Below are 13,945 nucleotides of genomic sequence, written 5' to 3'. Positions count from 1 at the left end.
TCGATGGACACCCAACGTTTCCACGGCAAGGTCGCCCTGATCACCGGAGCAGCGTCCGGGATCGGGGCGGCCACCGCCCGCCGGATCGCCGCCGAGGGCGGCACTGTCGTCGTTGCCGATCGCGACGGCGCCGCGGCCGAGGCCCTGGGCCAGGAGCTCGGCGGGCGCGGCTACCAGCTGGACGTCACCGATGCTGCGCGGATTGTTGCCGTGGTCGAGGAGGTGGCCTTGGAGCTGGGCGGTGTTCACGTTCTGGTCTCCGCGGCTGGTGTCGACGTATGCGACACCGTGCCGAACACCACGCCCGACCAGTGGCAGACGATCCTCGACGTCGACCTGACCGGCGTCTACCACTCGGCCCGAGCGGTGCTTCCCGGCTTTGTCGCCCAGGGTGGAGGCGCGATCGTGACGATCTCGTCGGCCATCGGCACGGTCGGCGAGCGGAACCGTTCGGCGTACTGCGCTGCCAAGGCCGGCGTCGAGAACCTGACCCGGGCGATGGCGCTGGACCACGGCCGGGACGGCGTCCGGGCGAACTGCGTCGCGCCCGGCCTGATCGACACCCCGCTGATCCGCAACGGCAAGGTCGGCGGTGAGGACGACCCCGGCGCGATGCAGGCGATGGTCGACCGGCACCACGCGCTCGGCCGGATCGGGCAGCCCGAGGAGGTCGCCGCGGCGATCGCCTTCCTGGCCAGCGACGACGCCTCCTTCATCACCGGTGCGGTGCTCCCCGTGGACGCCGGCTGGACCGCACAGTAAAGGAACACGATGGGAATCTTGGACGGCTACCGGGTGCTCGACGTCTCGGTGGCGATGGCCGGACCGCTGGCCGCGATGCGCCTCGGCGATCTCGGCGCGGACGTGGTCAAGGTCGAACCGACCAGCGGCGAGTGGCAGCGGCACACCGCGGCCGGGGGAGCGACGGGGGTCGAGGTCAACGCCTCGTTCCTGTCGCTCAACCGGAACAAGCGCAGCCTCGCCGTGAACCTGAAGTCGGACGAGGGCCGCGAGTTGCTGTACGAGCTGGTGCGGACGGCGGACGTGTTCCTGCAGAACTACCGTCCGGGGGTCGCGGCGCGGCTGGGTGTCGACTACGAGACCTTGCGGGCTCTGCGGCCGGACCTCGTCTACGTGTCGGTGTCGGGGTACGGCGAGACCGGTCCGTACGCCGGGTGGCCGGGGCAGGACCTGCTGGTGCAGGCGATGAGCGGAGCACTGTTCAGCGCTGGTCGCCCGGGGGAGCCGCCGGTTGCGGCGCCGTACTTCCTGGCTGATGCGGTGACGGCGTACAGCGCGTTCGAGGGTGTGCTCGCGGCGTTGCTGCACCGGGAGCGGACCGGGGAAGGGCAGCTCGTTCAGGTGAACATGCTGGACGCGGTGATCGCGTTGCAGATGCAGGAGTTGTCGGTGCACACCGTCGGCGGGGTCGCGCAGACGCGGTCGGAGGAGGTGCACGCGCACAGCTACATTCGGGCGCCGTACGGGATCTTCAGTACGTCGGACGGGTACCTGTCGCTGGCGTTCGCTGATCTGTCGGTGCTGGCGGAAGTGCTGGACGCGCCCTCGCTGGCTGGGCTGGATGCTGAGCGGGACGGGTTCGTCCGGCGGGACGAGATCTCGGGAGCGGTGTCGGCAGCGCTGGTGCGGGAGTCGACGGAGTACTGGCTGGAGAAGCTGCGGGAGCGTGGGGTGTGGTGCGGGCCGGTGTACGACTACGCGGATGTGCAGGTGGATCCGCAGGTGGTGCACAACGGGTCGTTCGTGACCTACAAGCACCCGACGGAAGGTGAAGTGACGACGCCGGGGTTTCCGTATCGCTTTGGACGGACGCCGGCTGAGATTCGCCGGCCCGCGCCGTTGACCGGTGAGCACACTGCGGAGCTACTGAGTGAGCTTGGCGTGCCTGAGGCGCGGGTTGCTGAGTTCGTTCAGCGTGGGGTTGTCGCGTGACCGTCGAGTTGCGGGGGCTGACGTGGGATCACCCGCGCGGGTTTCGCCCGTTGGAGGCCTTCGAGGCTGCCGGGGGCGCGGACGGCGTACGGGTGGTGTGGGACAAGCAGCCGTTGTCGGGGTTCGAGTCGCAGCCGTTGGCGTCGTTGGCGGAGAAGTACGACCTGCTGGTGGTGGATCACCCGGGGCTCGGGGCTGCGATCGAGGCCGGCGCGGTACTGCCGGTCGACGACGTGTTCGCGGGTGAGGACTTGGCAGTGTGGCGGTCACGGGCGGTGGCTCCGACGTGGGAGAGCTATCGCCTGTACGGGCACAACTGGGCGCTGCCGCTGGACGCCGCGACACAGACGCTCTTGTACCGGCCGGATCTGCTGAGCGCGCCACCGACTCGGTGGTCCGAGGTGGTGGAGCTTTCGGGGACTGTGCTGTGTGTGGCCGGGCCGCATGCTGGGCTGAGCCTGCTGGGGATGGCGGGGGACCGGTCTCAGGCTGGGCTCCTGGAGCGTTCGCGTGCGGTGGCAGCGGTCGACGTGTTGCGGCAGGTTTGGCGGCGCAGCGATCAGGAGGCCGCGGGGCTCGATCCGATCGCGATCCACGAGCTGCTTGCTATGAGCAGCGACTTGGTGTGTTGCCCGCTCGTGTACAGCTACGCGTACTACGGCGCTGATGGTGCAGGTCGGCGGCCGTTGGCCTGGTCGACGGCGCCGGGGTTGCTGGCGGGAGACGGACCTGGGTTGGGGACTCTCGGTGGGACCGGCCTTGCGGTGACCCGGCGGGCCTACTCGCGCGTGCTCGCGGTGACCAAGTACGCCCGCGGGCTGCTCGACGTACAGACTCAGCTTGAGGTCGTGTCGCCGGCCGGTGGTCAGTCGGCTTCTGCCGCGGTGTGGTCGTCGCCGGAGGTCGATCAGGCCTGGAACGGGCACTACTCCGCGACGCTGGACACGCTGACGGCGTCGTACATCAGGCCGCGCTTCGACGGCTGGATCGCGTTCCAGGACGAGCTGTCCGAGCGGGTGCGTGAACTGCTTGGCAACGACGAGGATCCGGGGCGCGCTATCGACCGGATCGAGGCCGACTACCGCGCCCGGGTGCCGGCCGCGCAGGAAGTGGGATGAGATGGACGACGGTCAGGTGCGGTTCTCGAAGGACGGTCAGGTCGGTCTGCTGACGCTCGACCGGCCGGCCAAACTCAACGCGGCGACCCGGACGATGAGCGAGCAGTTGCTCGACCTGATCCCGCGGATCGACGCCGATCCCGACGTACGGGCGGTCGTGCTGACCGGCGCGGGGGAGCGGGCCTTCTCGGTCGGCAGCGACGTCTCCGAGCTCGACCGGTACGACGGGCCGTGGGACTTCCGGAACCGGCGGGACTACTGCGACGCGCTCCGGGCGCTGCGGACGCCGGTGATCGCCGCGGTCAACGGGTATGCGTTCGGGGGTGGGCTGGAGCTCGCGCTGTCGTGCGACATCCGTCTGGCCTCGGACCGGGCGACGTTCGCCGCTGCCGAGATCAAGCTGGGGTGGATCGGCGGTGGCGGGGTGACCGCGTTGCTGGCGGCGAGCTTGTCGGCCAGCGATGTGGCGATGCTGCTGCTGACCGGGGATCCGGTCGATGCTGCCGAGGCGTTGCGGGTCGGGCTGGTGTCGCGGGTCGTGCCGGGTGACGAGTTGTTGCCTGCGGCTACCGAGCTGGCGCATCGGATCGCGGCTCGGCCGCCGGTCGCCGCTGCGGCTGCGAAGGCCAACCTGCGGGCTGCGTTGTCGATGGGACTCGAACCGGCGATCCAGTACGAGCGGGAGCTGCAGGCCGTGGCGATGGGGACGCGCGACGCCCTGGAGGGTCGTGCGGCGTTTGCTGAACGGCGTACCGGCATCTTCGAAGGACGGTGAAGGCAGTGGCTACCGAGATCGCGCCGGGGATCCATCGGCTGGCGACGGACTATCCGCACGTGTGTGGGTTGCCGTTGTGGCTGCATGTGGTTGATGCGGGCAACGAGTTGGTGCTGCTGGATGCGGGGATCTCCTCGACGCCGGAGGCTGCGACGGGGCCGGAGCTTCGGACGCTCGGGCTGGAGCTGGCCGACCTGACGCTGGTGGTCAACAGCCATGCGCATCCCGACCACATGGGTGGGAACGAGGTGCTCAAGGAGCGCAGCGGTGCGCGGTTTGCGGCGCCTGCGGTCGAGGCCGGCTGGTTGGAGTCGAATGAAACGCTGGTGTCCGAGCTGTGGGGATCCGATCCTGCGGCGATGGCGTTGAGCGATGCGGAGCGCGCGGAGTTGCTGGAGCAGCTCGGGGAGCGGCCGCGGATCGACGTACTGCTGCGCGACGGGGACCGGCTGCCCGCGGATCGTCCGCTGCAGGTGATCACGACGAGCGGTCACAGTCCCGGGCACATCGCCGTACTGGACGAGCGGTCGCGGACGTTGTTCGCGTTCGACGACGTTCAGGGCCGTGGGCAACAGTTCCTGGACAGCGACGTGTGGCTGGCGCCGCTCTACACCGACGTCGAGCGGTACGCCGGTGGGCTGCGACGCCTGCTGGAGCTGGACTTCGACGCCTTGGTGCCGTCGCACGGTGACGTCCTGACCGCGGACGAGGGGCGCGCGAAGATCTCGCTCAGCCTGGAGTGGGTGGACAGCGTGCACGAGTTCACGACTGCGCTGTTGCGTCGGCAGGGGTCGTTGACCGTGCGCGACCTGGCGCAGGCGATCGGTACCGAGCTGGGGGACTTCGGCGGGATCTGCCTGCAGACGGTTCGGATGGCTCGGGCGCATCTCGAGTTGCTCGCCCGCCAGGGTGGTGCCGAGCCGCGCTGGCACCACCCCGGCTGAGCTGGGTCAGGAACAGCGCAGGGTGTCGAGGTTCGCGGCCTGGCCCATCGCGAAGCTGCCGGCGTCGTTGGGGTGCAGGCCGTCGCCACCGTCGTACGCGGCCTTGAGCTTGGTCGGTTCGGCGGGATCACGCGTCGCGGCGTCGAAGTCGACGAAGCCGTCGAGCTCGTGGCTGGACCGGATGAACGTGTTCAGCTTCTGGCGCTCGGCCTCCTTCTCCGGGCTGTAGACGAACGAGCCGCCGACCGGGGTCAGCGTGCCGCCGACGATGCAGCGGCCGGTGGCGTGCACGCGGTTGATCAGCTGCTGGTAGGCATCGATCAGCTGGTCCGCGGTCGCACCGGCGTAGATGTCGTTGATGCCTTCGAGGACGACGACCGTCTCGACACCGGGCTTGGTGAGGACGTCCTTGTCGAGGCGGGAGAGCGCGTTCGCGCCGGCGCTGCCGGCCTTGGCGATGCCGTCGAGGATGCGGTTGCCGGAGATGCCTTCGTTGGAGACCGCGAGCCGGCGGTGCTCCGGGAGCCTTGCGTACCGGTCGGCGAGAACGTCGGGCCAGCGGCGGTTCTCGTCGATCGTGGACCCGACCGACGAGGTGATCGAGTCGCCGAGCGTGGCGACGGTGTGGACCTGGCGCGGTGCGTCGACGATCGCCGCGTTGAGGAAGAACCAGGCCGACGACTCGGTCTGGTACGGCGTCGCCGACTCGTCGGCGGCATGGTCGCCGGACGTCGACTTGTAGCTGTGCTGCATGGCGCGGTTGTGGGCGGTGATGATCCCGCTGGTGCCGGAGACGTGAGCGCTGACCGTGAGGCTCTGCTGGGCTCCGACCTTGCCCGGCAGGGGATCACTGACGGCCATCGCGCCGGGTGGGATGCGGACGGTGGTCTTGCCGCTGAACGTGAGGCGGCGGCTCGAACCCGGTACGACGGCAGCGCCGGCCTGCTGCTTGCCGACGTACACGGAGTCGAAGACGAGGGGCTGGTCGCCGTTGGCGTTGGACAGGCGGATCCGGAGGTCACTGCCGCCGATGCTGGTGCGCAGGATGTTCCGCACGGTCACGTCGTTGAGGGTGCCGCCGGCGATGTCGTCGGCGGCACCCCACGTGGTCACCGCGTGGGTTCCGTGCTGACTGGCTGGGGCGGCCGTCCCCGCCGGGTCCGGTACGGCGGCGTAGCCCGCTGCCGCCGTGGCCGTCACCAGGATGCTCGCGCCGAGTCGGCGCAGGGAGGAGGTAGTCATGCTTCCAGTCAAGACTGAATAGAAATAACCTCAATGGGCGGATCTGGGTGGTGCGGTGAACGGTTTGTTCTTCGAGCCGAGTGGTCTCGGCTCGGTGGTCTTGGTCAGGTGGCCTGGGTCAGAGTGGTCGGGGGAAGGCGTCGCCGTCGAGCTTGTCGCCGGTCTCGAGCTGCAGGGGATCGGTGACCGGGTGGGGCTTGCCGGAGAAGATCGTGTCGGCGTCCATGTAGATGTTGACGTGGGCGAAGCGGGCCTGGTCGGTGGTGTTCGGCAGCGCCATGTGGCCGGTGAAGCCGCTGTGGAACGTGCAGTCGCCGGCCTTGAGCGGGACGGTCACGCGCGGCGCCCAGCGGAGTTCGGGGTCGCGGGTGAAGAGGTCCTCCTCGTTGCTGAGGTCCTGCGGCTCGAGGCCGGTGACGGTCTGCGTGCCGGGTAGGAAGGTCATACAGCCGCGCTCGGGCGGTACGTCGACGAGCGCGATCCACGCCGACAGCGGGAGGCGGTCGTTGGCGTGCGGCCAGTACGGGCGGTCCTGGTGGAAATGCGTGGCGGCGTTGCTGTTCGGCTCCTTCACGAGCATCTGGTCGTGCCAGATCCTCAGCGGGAACCCGGCGAGCTGCTCGGCGGTGGCGGCGATCTTCGGGTGGAGGGTGAGTTCCTTCAGGACGTCGTCGTGCTGCCAGACGTTGACGAGCTGGCTGAAGATCGCGTCCTGCTGGAGACGATCGGCGCGGTGCTCCTCGAGGTAGCCGGCGGCTCTGGTCCGGTAGCGCTCGACCTCGTCGGAGGTCAGCACCTGCGGCACTCGGACAAATCCGTTCGCGCGGTAGTCCGCAACAATGTCTGTCATACCTCCAGCGTGCTGCTTTCGGCTGCTTCGAGACCAGGCCGATCCGCGCCAGGCGTCGTACGATCCTGACATGCCCGAAACCCTGCACGAGGCGACGCTGTTCCACGGCGGCCCGGTCTGGGGCGGGGTTCACGTGCTGACATCAGGCGTCGCGCCGCATGCGCACGACTTCCTGGAGATCGCCGTCGTCGGGCGCGGCACCGGCGTACACCAGACCAGCCAAGGCTCGGACGCCGTCAGTCACGGCCAGGTCTTGATCCTCCGTCCCGGCCCTTGGCACGCCTTCGTTGAGTGCCGCGACCTGACGGTCGCCAACTGTTGCATCTCGCCCCGAGGCCTCCGGACCGAACTCTCAGCCCTGCAACAGATCCCGCTCTTCCGCGACCTGTTGTGGACCACGCCCACCACCACTCACCACGGCGTAGCCAGCATCCAGGTCACCACCGAAGCCGCCGACGCCGCCATCGCCGAGATCACCCGCCTGGCCACCCCCGTGACCCCCGGCCTCGCCCTGGCCCGCCTCGTCACAGTCCTCGCCACCCTCGCCGACGGCCGCCCCACCCATCCCGCCACCCCGCCGATCCACCCAGCCGTCATCGCATCCATCACCCGCTTCGAGGCCGACCTGCCCCACCCCTGGACCCTCGACACCCTGGCGGACCTCACCAACCTCAACCCGGCGTACCTCAGCCGGCTCTTCAAACACCACACAGGCCTCAGCCCCCTCGCCTACCTGGCCCGCCTGAGAGCCGAACAAGCAGCCCTACTCCTCACAGACTCCACCCTCCCGGCGTCCCGAGTAGGCGCCGCCGTCGGCTGGCCCGACCCCACGTACTTCGCCCGCCGCTTCCGCACCCTGGTAGGCCTGACGCCGTCGGAGTACCGCGCCCAAACCCAATCGCCACCAGACCAAGAGTCCTGAACACTGACCACCATGTACGAGGTCAACCTGTGGTTCTGCCTGCAAGAGGCCGGCGACGAGGAGGTCCACCCGGGTGGCTGACGACGACGCGTGGGCGATGACGTCGGTGCGGGTGTTCGCGGCGGGCTTGGACGGGGAGGAGATCGCCCGGCGGTTGGGGATGGCTGCTACGCAGGCTGCCGACGACCGGTGGATTCGCGACGTGCGGGCGGGCGACGACGAGCCGCTGGATGGCCAGCTCGAGGAGCTGACCAGGGTGCTTGCGGAGTTGGAGACGCGGGTGGGGGAGCTGCCTGCTGATCGGGCGGTTGACGTGCTGATCAGCTGGACCCCGCGGACCGGACAGGATCATGCGGGGTTCGGGCCGGAGTTGCTGGGGAGTTTGGGACGGTTGGGTGCGGTCCTGCGGATCGACACCTGGACCGAGTAGCCCGGCCGTCGATCGGCGGCCGGGCTCGGGCAGCAGCTACTGGTCTTCGCGGTCTCCGCCGGGGACCCAGAGGACGTCGCCGCCGGAGGACAAGTTTGCTACTCGGCCGAGGATGAAGAGGAGGTCGGAGAGGCGGTTGAGGTAGGTGATCGCCAGGAGGTTGACCGACGGGCCGTGGGCCTCGACTGCCGTCCAGCCGGCTCGTTCTGCGCGGCGGACGACCGTGCGGGCGACGTTCAGGTACGCCGCGCCGGGGGTGCCGCCGGGGAGGATGAAGCTGCGGAGCTTGGTGAGGCGGCTGTTGTAGTCGTCGCACCAGGACTCGAGGCGGTCGACGTAGTCCTGGGTGATGCGCAGCGGCGGGTACTCCGGATCCGGCTGGATCGGGTTGCACAGGTCGGCGCCGACGTCGAAGAGGTCGTTCTGGATCCTGGTGAGCAGGACCACGATCGCCGAGTTCAGGTGGCCGGCCGCGATCGCGACCCCGATCGTGGAGTTCGCCTCGTCCACTTCGCCGTACGCCGCGAGCCGCGGGTCGGTCTTGGTCGTCGTACTCATGTCGCCCAGGCGGGTCTCGCCGGCGTCCCCGGTCCTGGTGTAGATCCGCGTCAAGTTCACAGCCATGTCACGGCACTCTACGCAAGCCCGGAACACGAGGACGCTACAGTCGGCGGGTGGAACGGTTTCGGATCTCGGGTGAGGCACGGCTCGACGGGTCGGTCGAGGTACAGGGCGCGAAGAACAGCGTGCTGAAGTTGATGGCGGCCGCGTTGCTGGCCGAAGGGACGACGACGCTGCGGCAGGTGCCGGGCATTCTCGACGTCACCTTCATGGCCCAGCTGCTGGACACGCTGGGCTGCTCGGTGAAGGTCGACGCCGACGCCGGTACGGCGACGATCGCGGTCCCGGCCGAGATCGGCCACCAGTGCGACTACGAGCTGGTGCGCAAGCTGCGCGCCTCGATCTCGGTGCTCGGGCCGCTGCTCGGCCGCTGCGGTCAGGCCGAGGTCGCGCTGCCCGGCGGCGACAACATCGGTTCGCGTGGGCTCAACATGCACGTGGCCGGCCTGGAGTCGATGGGCGCGAAGGTGCACATCGAGCACGGGTTCGTGATCGCCGAGGCGCCGCAGGGGCTGCACGGCGCGGAGGTCTGGCTGGACTTCCCGAGCGTCGGCGCGACCGAGACGATCATGATGGCCGCGGTGTTCGCCAAGGGCACGACGGTGATCGAGAACGCGGCGCGTGAGCCGGAGATCCAGGACATCGCCGCGATGCTGGTCGAGATGGGCGCGCAGATCGAGGGCGCCGGGTCGCCGCGGATCGAGGTCACCGGCGTGGACGGGCTGCTGCAGCCGGTCGACCACGTCGTCGTACCGGACCGGATCGTCTCCGGGAGCTGGGCGTTCGCGGCGGCGATCACAAAGGGTGATGTCACGGTCACGAACGGGCACGCCGAGCACCTCGAGCTGGTGCTGGACAAGCTGCACAAGGCCGGCGCGGAGATCAACGTGCTGGAGCAGGGCTTCCGCGTCCGGATGGCGGACCGGCCGAAGTCGGTCGACGTCGTCACACTGCCGTACCCGGGGTTCCCGACCGATCTGCAGGCGTTCTGCATCGCGATGAACGCGGTCAGCACCGGGTCCGCGATGGTGACGGAGAACCTGTTCGAGGGACGGTTCACGTTCGCGCAGGAGCTGACGCGGCTCGGCGCGCAGGTGCAGACCGACGGGCACCACGCGGTGATTCGCGGCGTACCGCGGTTGTCCGGTGCGCCGGTCGTCGCGAGCGACATCCGCGCGGGAGCGGCGTTGGTGATCGCCGGGTTGGCCGCTGAGGGGGAGACGCTGGTCTCCGCCGCGCACCACGTGCACCGGGGCTACACGGACTTCGCGGGGAACCTGCGCCGGTTGGGTGCGGACGTCACTGTCGAGCCCGACGACGCAGAGCTGTACTGGAACTAGCTGCAAGGTCAGTTAGGGTCGTGCGCATGACTGAGCGTGTGATCAAGCCTGTCGGCCGTGGGTTCCTGTTCCTCGACTCGCACCCTGCCGGGTGTGAGCAGCTGGTGCGGGACCTGACCGCGCAGGTCGAGGCCCGTACGCCGGACCGGCGCCCGGTCGCGCTCGTGATCGGTTCCAGCTCCGGCTACGGCCTGGCCGCGACGATCGCCGGGCTCGCCAGGTACGGGATCGACGGCGTGGGCGTGAGCTTCGAGAAGGGCCCGGCCCGTCGTACGGCGACCGCCGGCTGGTACCGGACGGCAGCGACGGCCCAGTACGCCGAGCAGGTGGGCAGCAAGTTCCGCTTCGTCAACGCCGACGCCTTCGCCGACACCACCAAGGACGAGGTGCTCGACCTCGTCGCCAAGGAGTTCGGCCCGGTCGACTACCTGATCTACAGCGTCGCCGCCCCGCGCCGGGTCGACCCGCGCACCGGTACGACGTACCAGTCGGCGCTGAAGACGATCGGTGCGCCGTACACGACCAAGAGCATCGCGTTCGAGGACGGCGAGCCGCTGCTGACCGAGGCGAGCCTCGACGTTGCGACCGACGAGGAGATCGCCGAGACCGTCCAGGTGATGGGCGGCGAGGACTGGACCCGCTGGGTCGACGCGCTGGCCGAGCGCAAGCTGCTGAACGACGGCTTCAGCACGGTCGCACTGACCTACATCGGCAGCGAGCTGACCGGCCCGATCTACCGCCAGGGCTCGATCGGCGCGGCCAAGGCGCACCTGGAGGAGACGGCCAAGACGCTGTCCGAGCGCGACGGCGTCCGCGCCCTCACCTCGGTCAACGGCGCCGCCGTCACGCAGGCCAGCTCGGCGATCCCCGGCATCGGCCTGTACGTGAGCCTGCTGCACAAGGTGCTCGGCGAGAAGATGCAGACGCCGATCCAGCAGTCGATCGCGCTGTGGGACCAGCTGACCGGCGAGCGGACCCCCGACCTGGACGAGGACGGCCGCCTGCGCCTCGACCGCTGGGAGCTCGACCCGGCCGTCCAGGCCGCGGTGAAGGAGCAGTGGGACGCCGTCACCCAGGACAACATCGCGACCGTCGCCGACGCCGCCTGGTTCTTCGCCGAGGTCCGCCGGCTCTATGGCTTCGACGTCGACGGCGTCGACTACGACGCCGAGACCGAAGTCGACGTGGAGTGGCCTACAACGGCTTGAAGGACACCAGTTCGAGGACCAGCTCGCCGGCTTCGTCGGACGCTCCGAGGTCGACCGTGGCGGTGATGCGCCAGTCGTGGTTGCCCTCGGGGTCGTCGATGATCTGCTGGACCTCCCAGTAGCCCGGGTGCTCCTCGACCATGAACAGCGCCGGGCCGCGCGCGGCCGGTCCGGTGCCCAGTGACGAGTGCTCGGCGTAGTACGTCGTACCGGCCTCGGCCCAGCGACCGGCGTCCCAGCCGGACTCGTTGTCGAGCTGACCCAGCTCGGCCCAGCGGTGCAGGGCGACCAGCTCGACGCGGCGGAACATCGCGTTGCGGACCAGGACCCGGAAAGCCCTGGTGTTCAAGGTGATCCGGCGCGGGCCGAGCGGGACCGGTGCGGCCACGACCTCTGACGTCGTCGGGTTCGTCAGCTCCTCCCACTCGTCGAGCAGGCTGGAGTCGGTCTGCCGGACGACCTCGCCGAGCCACTCGATCAGGTCGGTGAGGTCCTCGTTCACCTTGTCCGGCGGCACGGTCTGACGCAGCGCCTTGTACGCGTCGCTGAGGTAGCGCAGCATGATGCCCTCGGAGCGCGCGAGCCCGTAGTACTGGACGAACTCGCCGAAGGTCATCGCCCGCTCGAACATGTCCCGGACCACCGACTTCGGCGACAGCCCGGCCTCGGCGATCCACGGGTGGGTCTGCCGGTAGATCTCCAACGTTGCCTGCAGCAACTCTTCGAGCGGCTTCGGCCAGCTGAGCTCGTCGAGCAGCTCCATCCGCTCCTCGTACTCGATGCCGTCGGCCTTCATCGACTGGACGGCCTCGCCCTTGGCGTGGTGCAGCTGCGCCATCAGGACGGCGCGCGGGTCCTCCAGCGTCGCCTCGACCACCGACACGACGTCGAGCGCGTACAGGGGATCCTCGGGATCGAGCAGGTCCAGCGCCGCCAGCGCGAACGTCGAGAGCGGCTGGTTCAGCGAGAAGTCCTTCTGCAGGTCGACCGTCAGCCGCAGCGTCCGGCCGAACTCGTCCGGCTCGTCCAGCCGCTCGACGACGCCCGCGGTGAGCAGCGTGCGGTAGATCTGGATCGCGCGGCGGATCAGCCGGACCTGCGCCTTGGCGTCCTCGTGGTTGTCCTGCAGCAGGTGCCGCATGCTCGCGAACGCGTCGCCGTCGCGGGCGATCACGTTCAGCAGCATCGCGTGGCTGACCCGCATCTTCGACAGCAGCGGCTCGGGCTCGGCCGCGACCAGCCGGTCGAAGGTGTCCTCGCCCCAGGTGACGAATCCCTCCGGCGGCTTCTTGCGCTGCACGCGGCGCTGCTTCTTGGGGTCGTCGCCGGCCTTCGCCAGGTTCTTGACGTTCTCGATGACGTGATCGGGTGCCTCGACGACGACCGTGCCGGAGGTGTCGTACCCGGCCCGGCCCGCGCGCCCCGCGATCTGGTGGAACTCGCGCGCCTTGAGGATGCGCTGCCGGCGGCCGTCGTACTTGCTGAGAGCGGTCAGTACGACGGTGCGGATCGGGACGTTGATGCCGACGCCGAGGGTGTCGGTGCCACAGATGACCTTCAGCAGCCCGGCCTGGGCCAGCTGCTCGACCAGGCGCCGGTACTTCGGCAGCATGCCCGCGTGGTGCACGCCGATGCCGTGCATGACGAGCCGCTGCAGCGTCTTGCCGAAGCCGGAGCTGAACCGGAAGTGCCCGATCAGCTCCTTGATCTTGTCCTTCTCCTCCTTCGTGCAGACGTTGATGCTGGTCAGCGCCTGCGCGCGTTCCAGCGCTGAGGCCTGGGTGAAGTGCACGACGTACACGGGAGCCTGGTGGGTGACCAGCAGCTCCTGGAGCGTCTCGTGCAGGGGAGTGGTGACGTACTTGTAGAGCAGCGGGACCGGGCGCTCGGCCGACGAGACGATCGCGGTGGGGCGGCCCGTACGACGGCTGAGGTCTAGCTTGAAGCGCTCGACGTCGCCGAGGGTGGCCGACATCAGGATGAACTGGGCGTTCGGCAGCTCGAGCAGCGGCACCTGCCAGGCCCAGCCGCGGTCGGGCTCGGCGTAGAAGTGGAACTCGTCCATCACCACCTGGCCGACGTCCGCCGCGGCGCCTTCGCGCAGCGCGACGTTCGCCAGCACCTCGGCGGTGCAGCAGATGATCGGGGCACCGGCGTTGACCGAGGCGTCGCCGGTCAGCATGCCGACCTTGTCCGCGCCGAACACGTCGCACAGCGCGAAGAACTTCTCCGAGACCAGCGCCTTGATCGGCGCGGTGTAGAAGGTGCGCTTGCCGTTCGCGAGGGCGGCGAAGTGCGAGCCGGTGGCGACCAGGCTCTTGCCGGAGCCGGTCGGGGTGGACAGGATCACGTTCGACCCGGTCATCACCTCGATCAGGGCTTCCTCCTGCGCCGGGTACAGCGAGATGCCCTGCGTGCCCACCCAGGTGGCGAAGGCGTCGTACAGGGCGTCGGGTTCGGTGGAGTCCGGCAGCTTCTCGGTCAGCGTCATCACCGACCATTGTCCCGTACGGCGCGAAAACCCGTTGCAGGTGGCATCCGG

General features: G+C 69.3%; 13 protein-coding genes. 9 read left to right on the top strand and 4 right to left on the bottom strand.

What is annotated here, in order from left to right; all coding sequences use genetic code 11:
* Positions 1 to 3: 3 nt before the first annotated feature.
* The 5 genes from ACYVIO_RS36860 to ACYVIO_RS36840 are packed head-to-tail and all read left to right on the top strand — an operon-like array spanning position 4 to position 4,790.
* The gene (locus ACYVIO_RS36860) at positions 4 to 762 is read left to right on the top strand and encodes an SDR family NAD(P)-dependent oxidoreductase (RefSeq protein ID WP_460655624.1); all 759 of its coding nucleotides are present in this window, start codon (positions 4 to 6) and stop codon (positions 760 to 762) included.
* 9 nt (positions 763 to 771) lie between these two features.
* The gene (locus ACYVIO_RS36855; RefSeq protein ID WP_460655623.1) at positions 772 to 1,953 is read left to right on the top strand and encodes a CaiB/BaiF CoA transferase family protein; all 1,182 of its coding nucleotides are present in this window, start codon (positions 772 to 774) and stop codon (positions 1,951 to 1,953) included.
* The gene (locus ACYVIO_RS36850; protein ID WP_460655622.1) at positions 1,950 to 3,071 is read left to right on the top strand and encodes an extracellular solute-binding protein; all 1,122 of its coding nucleotides are present in this window, start codon (positions 1,950 to 1,952) and stop codon (positions 3,069 to 3,071) included. The genes ACYVIO_RS36855 and ACYVIO_RS36850 overlap by 4 nt, the downstream gene beginning before the upstream one ends.
* Position 3,072: 1 nt before the next feature.
* Positions 3,073 to 3,846, top strand: a complete 774-nt coding sequence (locus ACYVIO_RS36845) for an enoyl-CoA hydratase/isomerase family protein (RefSeq protein ID WP_460655621.1) — start codon at positions 3,073 to 3,075, stop codon at positions 3,844 to 3,846.
* A gap of 5 nt (positions 3,847 to 3,851) precedes the next feature.
* On the top strand, positions 3,852 to 4,790 hold the full coding sequence (locus ACYVIO_RS36840) for an MBL fold metallo-hydrolase (protein ID WP_460655620.1): 939 nt from the start codon (positions 3,852 to 3,854) through the stop codon (positions 4,788 to 4,790).
* A 6-nt stretch (positions 4,791 to 4,796) separates the two neighbouring features.
* Here ACYVIO_RS36840 and ACYVIO_RS36835 read toward each other — a convergent pair whose 3' ends face one another.
* Positions 4,797 to 6,032 (bottom strand): SGNH/GDSL hydrolase family protein, encoded by a 1,236-nt coding sequence (locus ACYVIO_RS36835; protein ID WP_460655619.1) that lies wholly within the window; start codon positions 6,030 to 6,032, stop codon positions 4,797 to 4,799.
* Between the two features lie 118 nt (positions 6,033 to 6,150).
* Positions 6,151 to 6,882 carry a phytanoyl-CoA dioxygenase family protein gene (locus ACYVIO_RS36830; RefSeq protein WP_460655618.1) on the bottom strand — a complete coding sequence of 244 codons (732 nt, stop codon included), beginning with the start codon at positions 6,880 to 6,882 and terminating at the stop codon, positions 6,151 to 6,153.
* A 70-nt stretch (positions 6,883 to 6,952) separates the two neighbouring features.
* Between ACYVIO_RS36830 and ACYVIO_RS36825 the strand changes: the two genes are divergently transcribed.
* Together ACYVIO_RS36825 and ACYVIO_RS36820 are read left to right on the top strand one after the other, a co-directional pair.
* Positions 6,953 to 7,804, top strand: coding sequence for an AraC family transcriptional regulator (locus tag ACYVIO_RS36825; RefSeq protein ID WP_460655617.1), 852 nt, complete (start codon positions 6,953 to 6,955; stop codon positions 7,802 to 7,804).
* A gap of 73 nt (positions 7,805 to 7,877) precedes the next feature.
* On the top strand, positions 7,878 to 8,234 hold the full coding sequence (locus tag ACYVIO_RS36820; RefSeq protein WP_460655616.1) for a hypothetical protein: 357 nt from the start codon (positions 7,878 to 7,880) through the stop codon (positions 8,232 to 8,234).
* 36 nt (positions 8,235 to 8,270) lie between these two features.
* Here ACYVIO_RS36820 and ACYVIO_RS36815 read toward each other — a convergent pair whose 3' ends face one another.
* A complete protein-coding gene (locus ACYVIO_RS36815) occupies positions 8,271 to 8,858 on the bottom strand; it encodes a cob(I)yrinic acid a,c-diamide adenosyltransferase (protein ID WP_460655615.1) in 588 nt (195 codons plus the stop codon).
* A 50-nt stretch (positions 8,859 to 8,908) separates the two neighbouring features.
* Here ACYVIO_RS36815 and murA point away from each other — a divergent pair, with 50 nt between their 5' ends.
* Positions 8,909 to 10,195, top strand: coding sequence for a UDP-N-acetylglucosamine 1-carboxyvinyltransferase (gene murA, locus ACYVIO_RS36810; RefSeq protein ID WP_460655614.1), 1,287 nt, complete (start codon positions 8,909 to 8,911; stop codon positions 10,193 to 10,195).
* Between the two features lie 26 nt (positions 10,196 to 10,221).
* Positions 10,222 to 11,403, top strand: coding sequence for a trans-2-enoyl-CoA reductase family protein (locus ACYVIO_RS36805; RefSeq protein WP_460655613.1), 1,182 nt, complete (start codon positions 10,222 to 10,224; stop codon positions 11,401 to 11,403).
* Here the strand turns inward: ACYVIO_RS36805 and ACYVIO_RS36800 are convergent.
* Complete coding sequence (locus ACYVIO_RS36800) at positions 11,390 to 13,894, bottom strand: DEAD/DEAH box helicase (protein ID WP_460655612.1); 2,505 nt, start codon at positions 13,892 to 13,894, stop codon at positions 11,390 to 11,392. The two genes, ACYVIO_RS36805 and ACYVIO_RS36800, sit on opposite strands and share 14 nt — an antisense overlap.
* Positions 13,895 to 13,945 lie beyond the last annotated feature (51 nt).

The organism is Kribbella endophytica (genome assembly GCF_054781295.1).
The sequence above is the reverse complement of the archived record's forward strand: the minus strand, read 5'-3'. Positions and strand labels throughout refer to the sequence as shown.

What these genes read in the sequence shown, in the direction of transcription:
- ACYVIO_RS36860 (WP_460655624.1), top strand. Translation starts at nt 4, where the DNA reads ATGGACACCCAACGTTTCCACGGCAAGGTCGCCCTGATCACCGGAGCA.
- ACYVIO_RS36855 (WP_460655623.1), top strand. Translation starts at nt 772, where the DNA reads ATGGGAATCTTGGACGGCTACCGGGTGCTCGACGTCTCGGTGGCGATG.
- ACYVIO_RS36845 (WP_460655621.1), top strand. Translation starts at nt 3,073, where the DNA reads ATGGACGACGGTCAGGTGCGGTTCTCGAAGGACGGTCAGGTCGGTCTG.
- ACYVIO_RS36835 (WP_460655619.1), bottom strand. Translation starts at nt 6,032, where the DNA reads ATGACTACCTCCTCCCTGCGCCGACTCGGCGCGAGCATCCTGGTGACG.
- ACYVIO_RS36830 (WP_460655618.1), bottom strand. Translation starts at nt 6,882, where the DNA reads ATGACAGACATTGTTGCGGACTACCGCGCGAACGGATTTGTCCGAGTG.
- ACYVIO_RS36825 (WP_460655617.1), top strand. Translation starts at nt 6,953, where the DNA reads ATGCCCGAAACCCTGCACGAGGCGACGCTGTTCCACGGCGGCCCGGTC.
- ACYVIO_RS36815 (WP_460655615.1), bottom strand. Translation starts at nt 8,858, where the DNA reads ATGGCTGTGAACTTGACGCGGATCTACACCAGGACCGGGGACGCCGGC.
- ACYVIO_RS36805 (WP_460655613.1), top strand. Translation starts at nt 10,222, where the DNA reads ATGACTGAGCGTGTGATCAAGCCTGTCGGCCGTGGGTTCCTGTTCCTC.
- ACYVIO_RS36800 (WP_460655612.1), bottom strand. Translation starts at nt 13,894, where the DNA reads ATGACGCTGACCGAGAAGCTGCCGGACTCCACCGAACCCGACGCCCTG.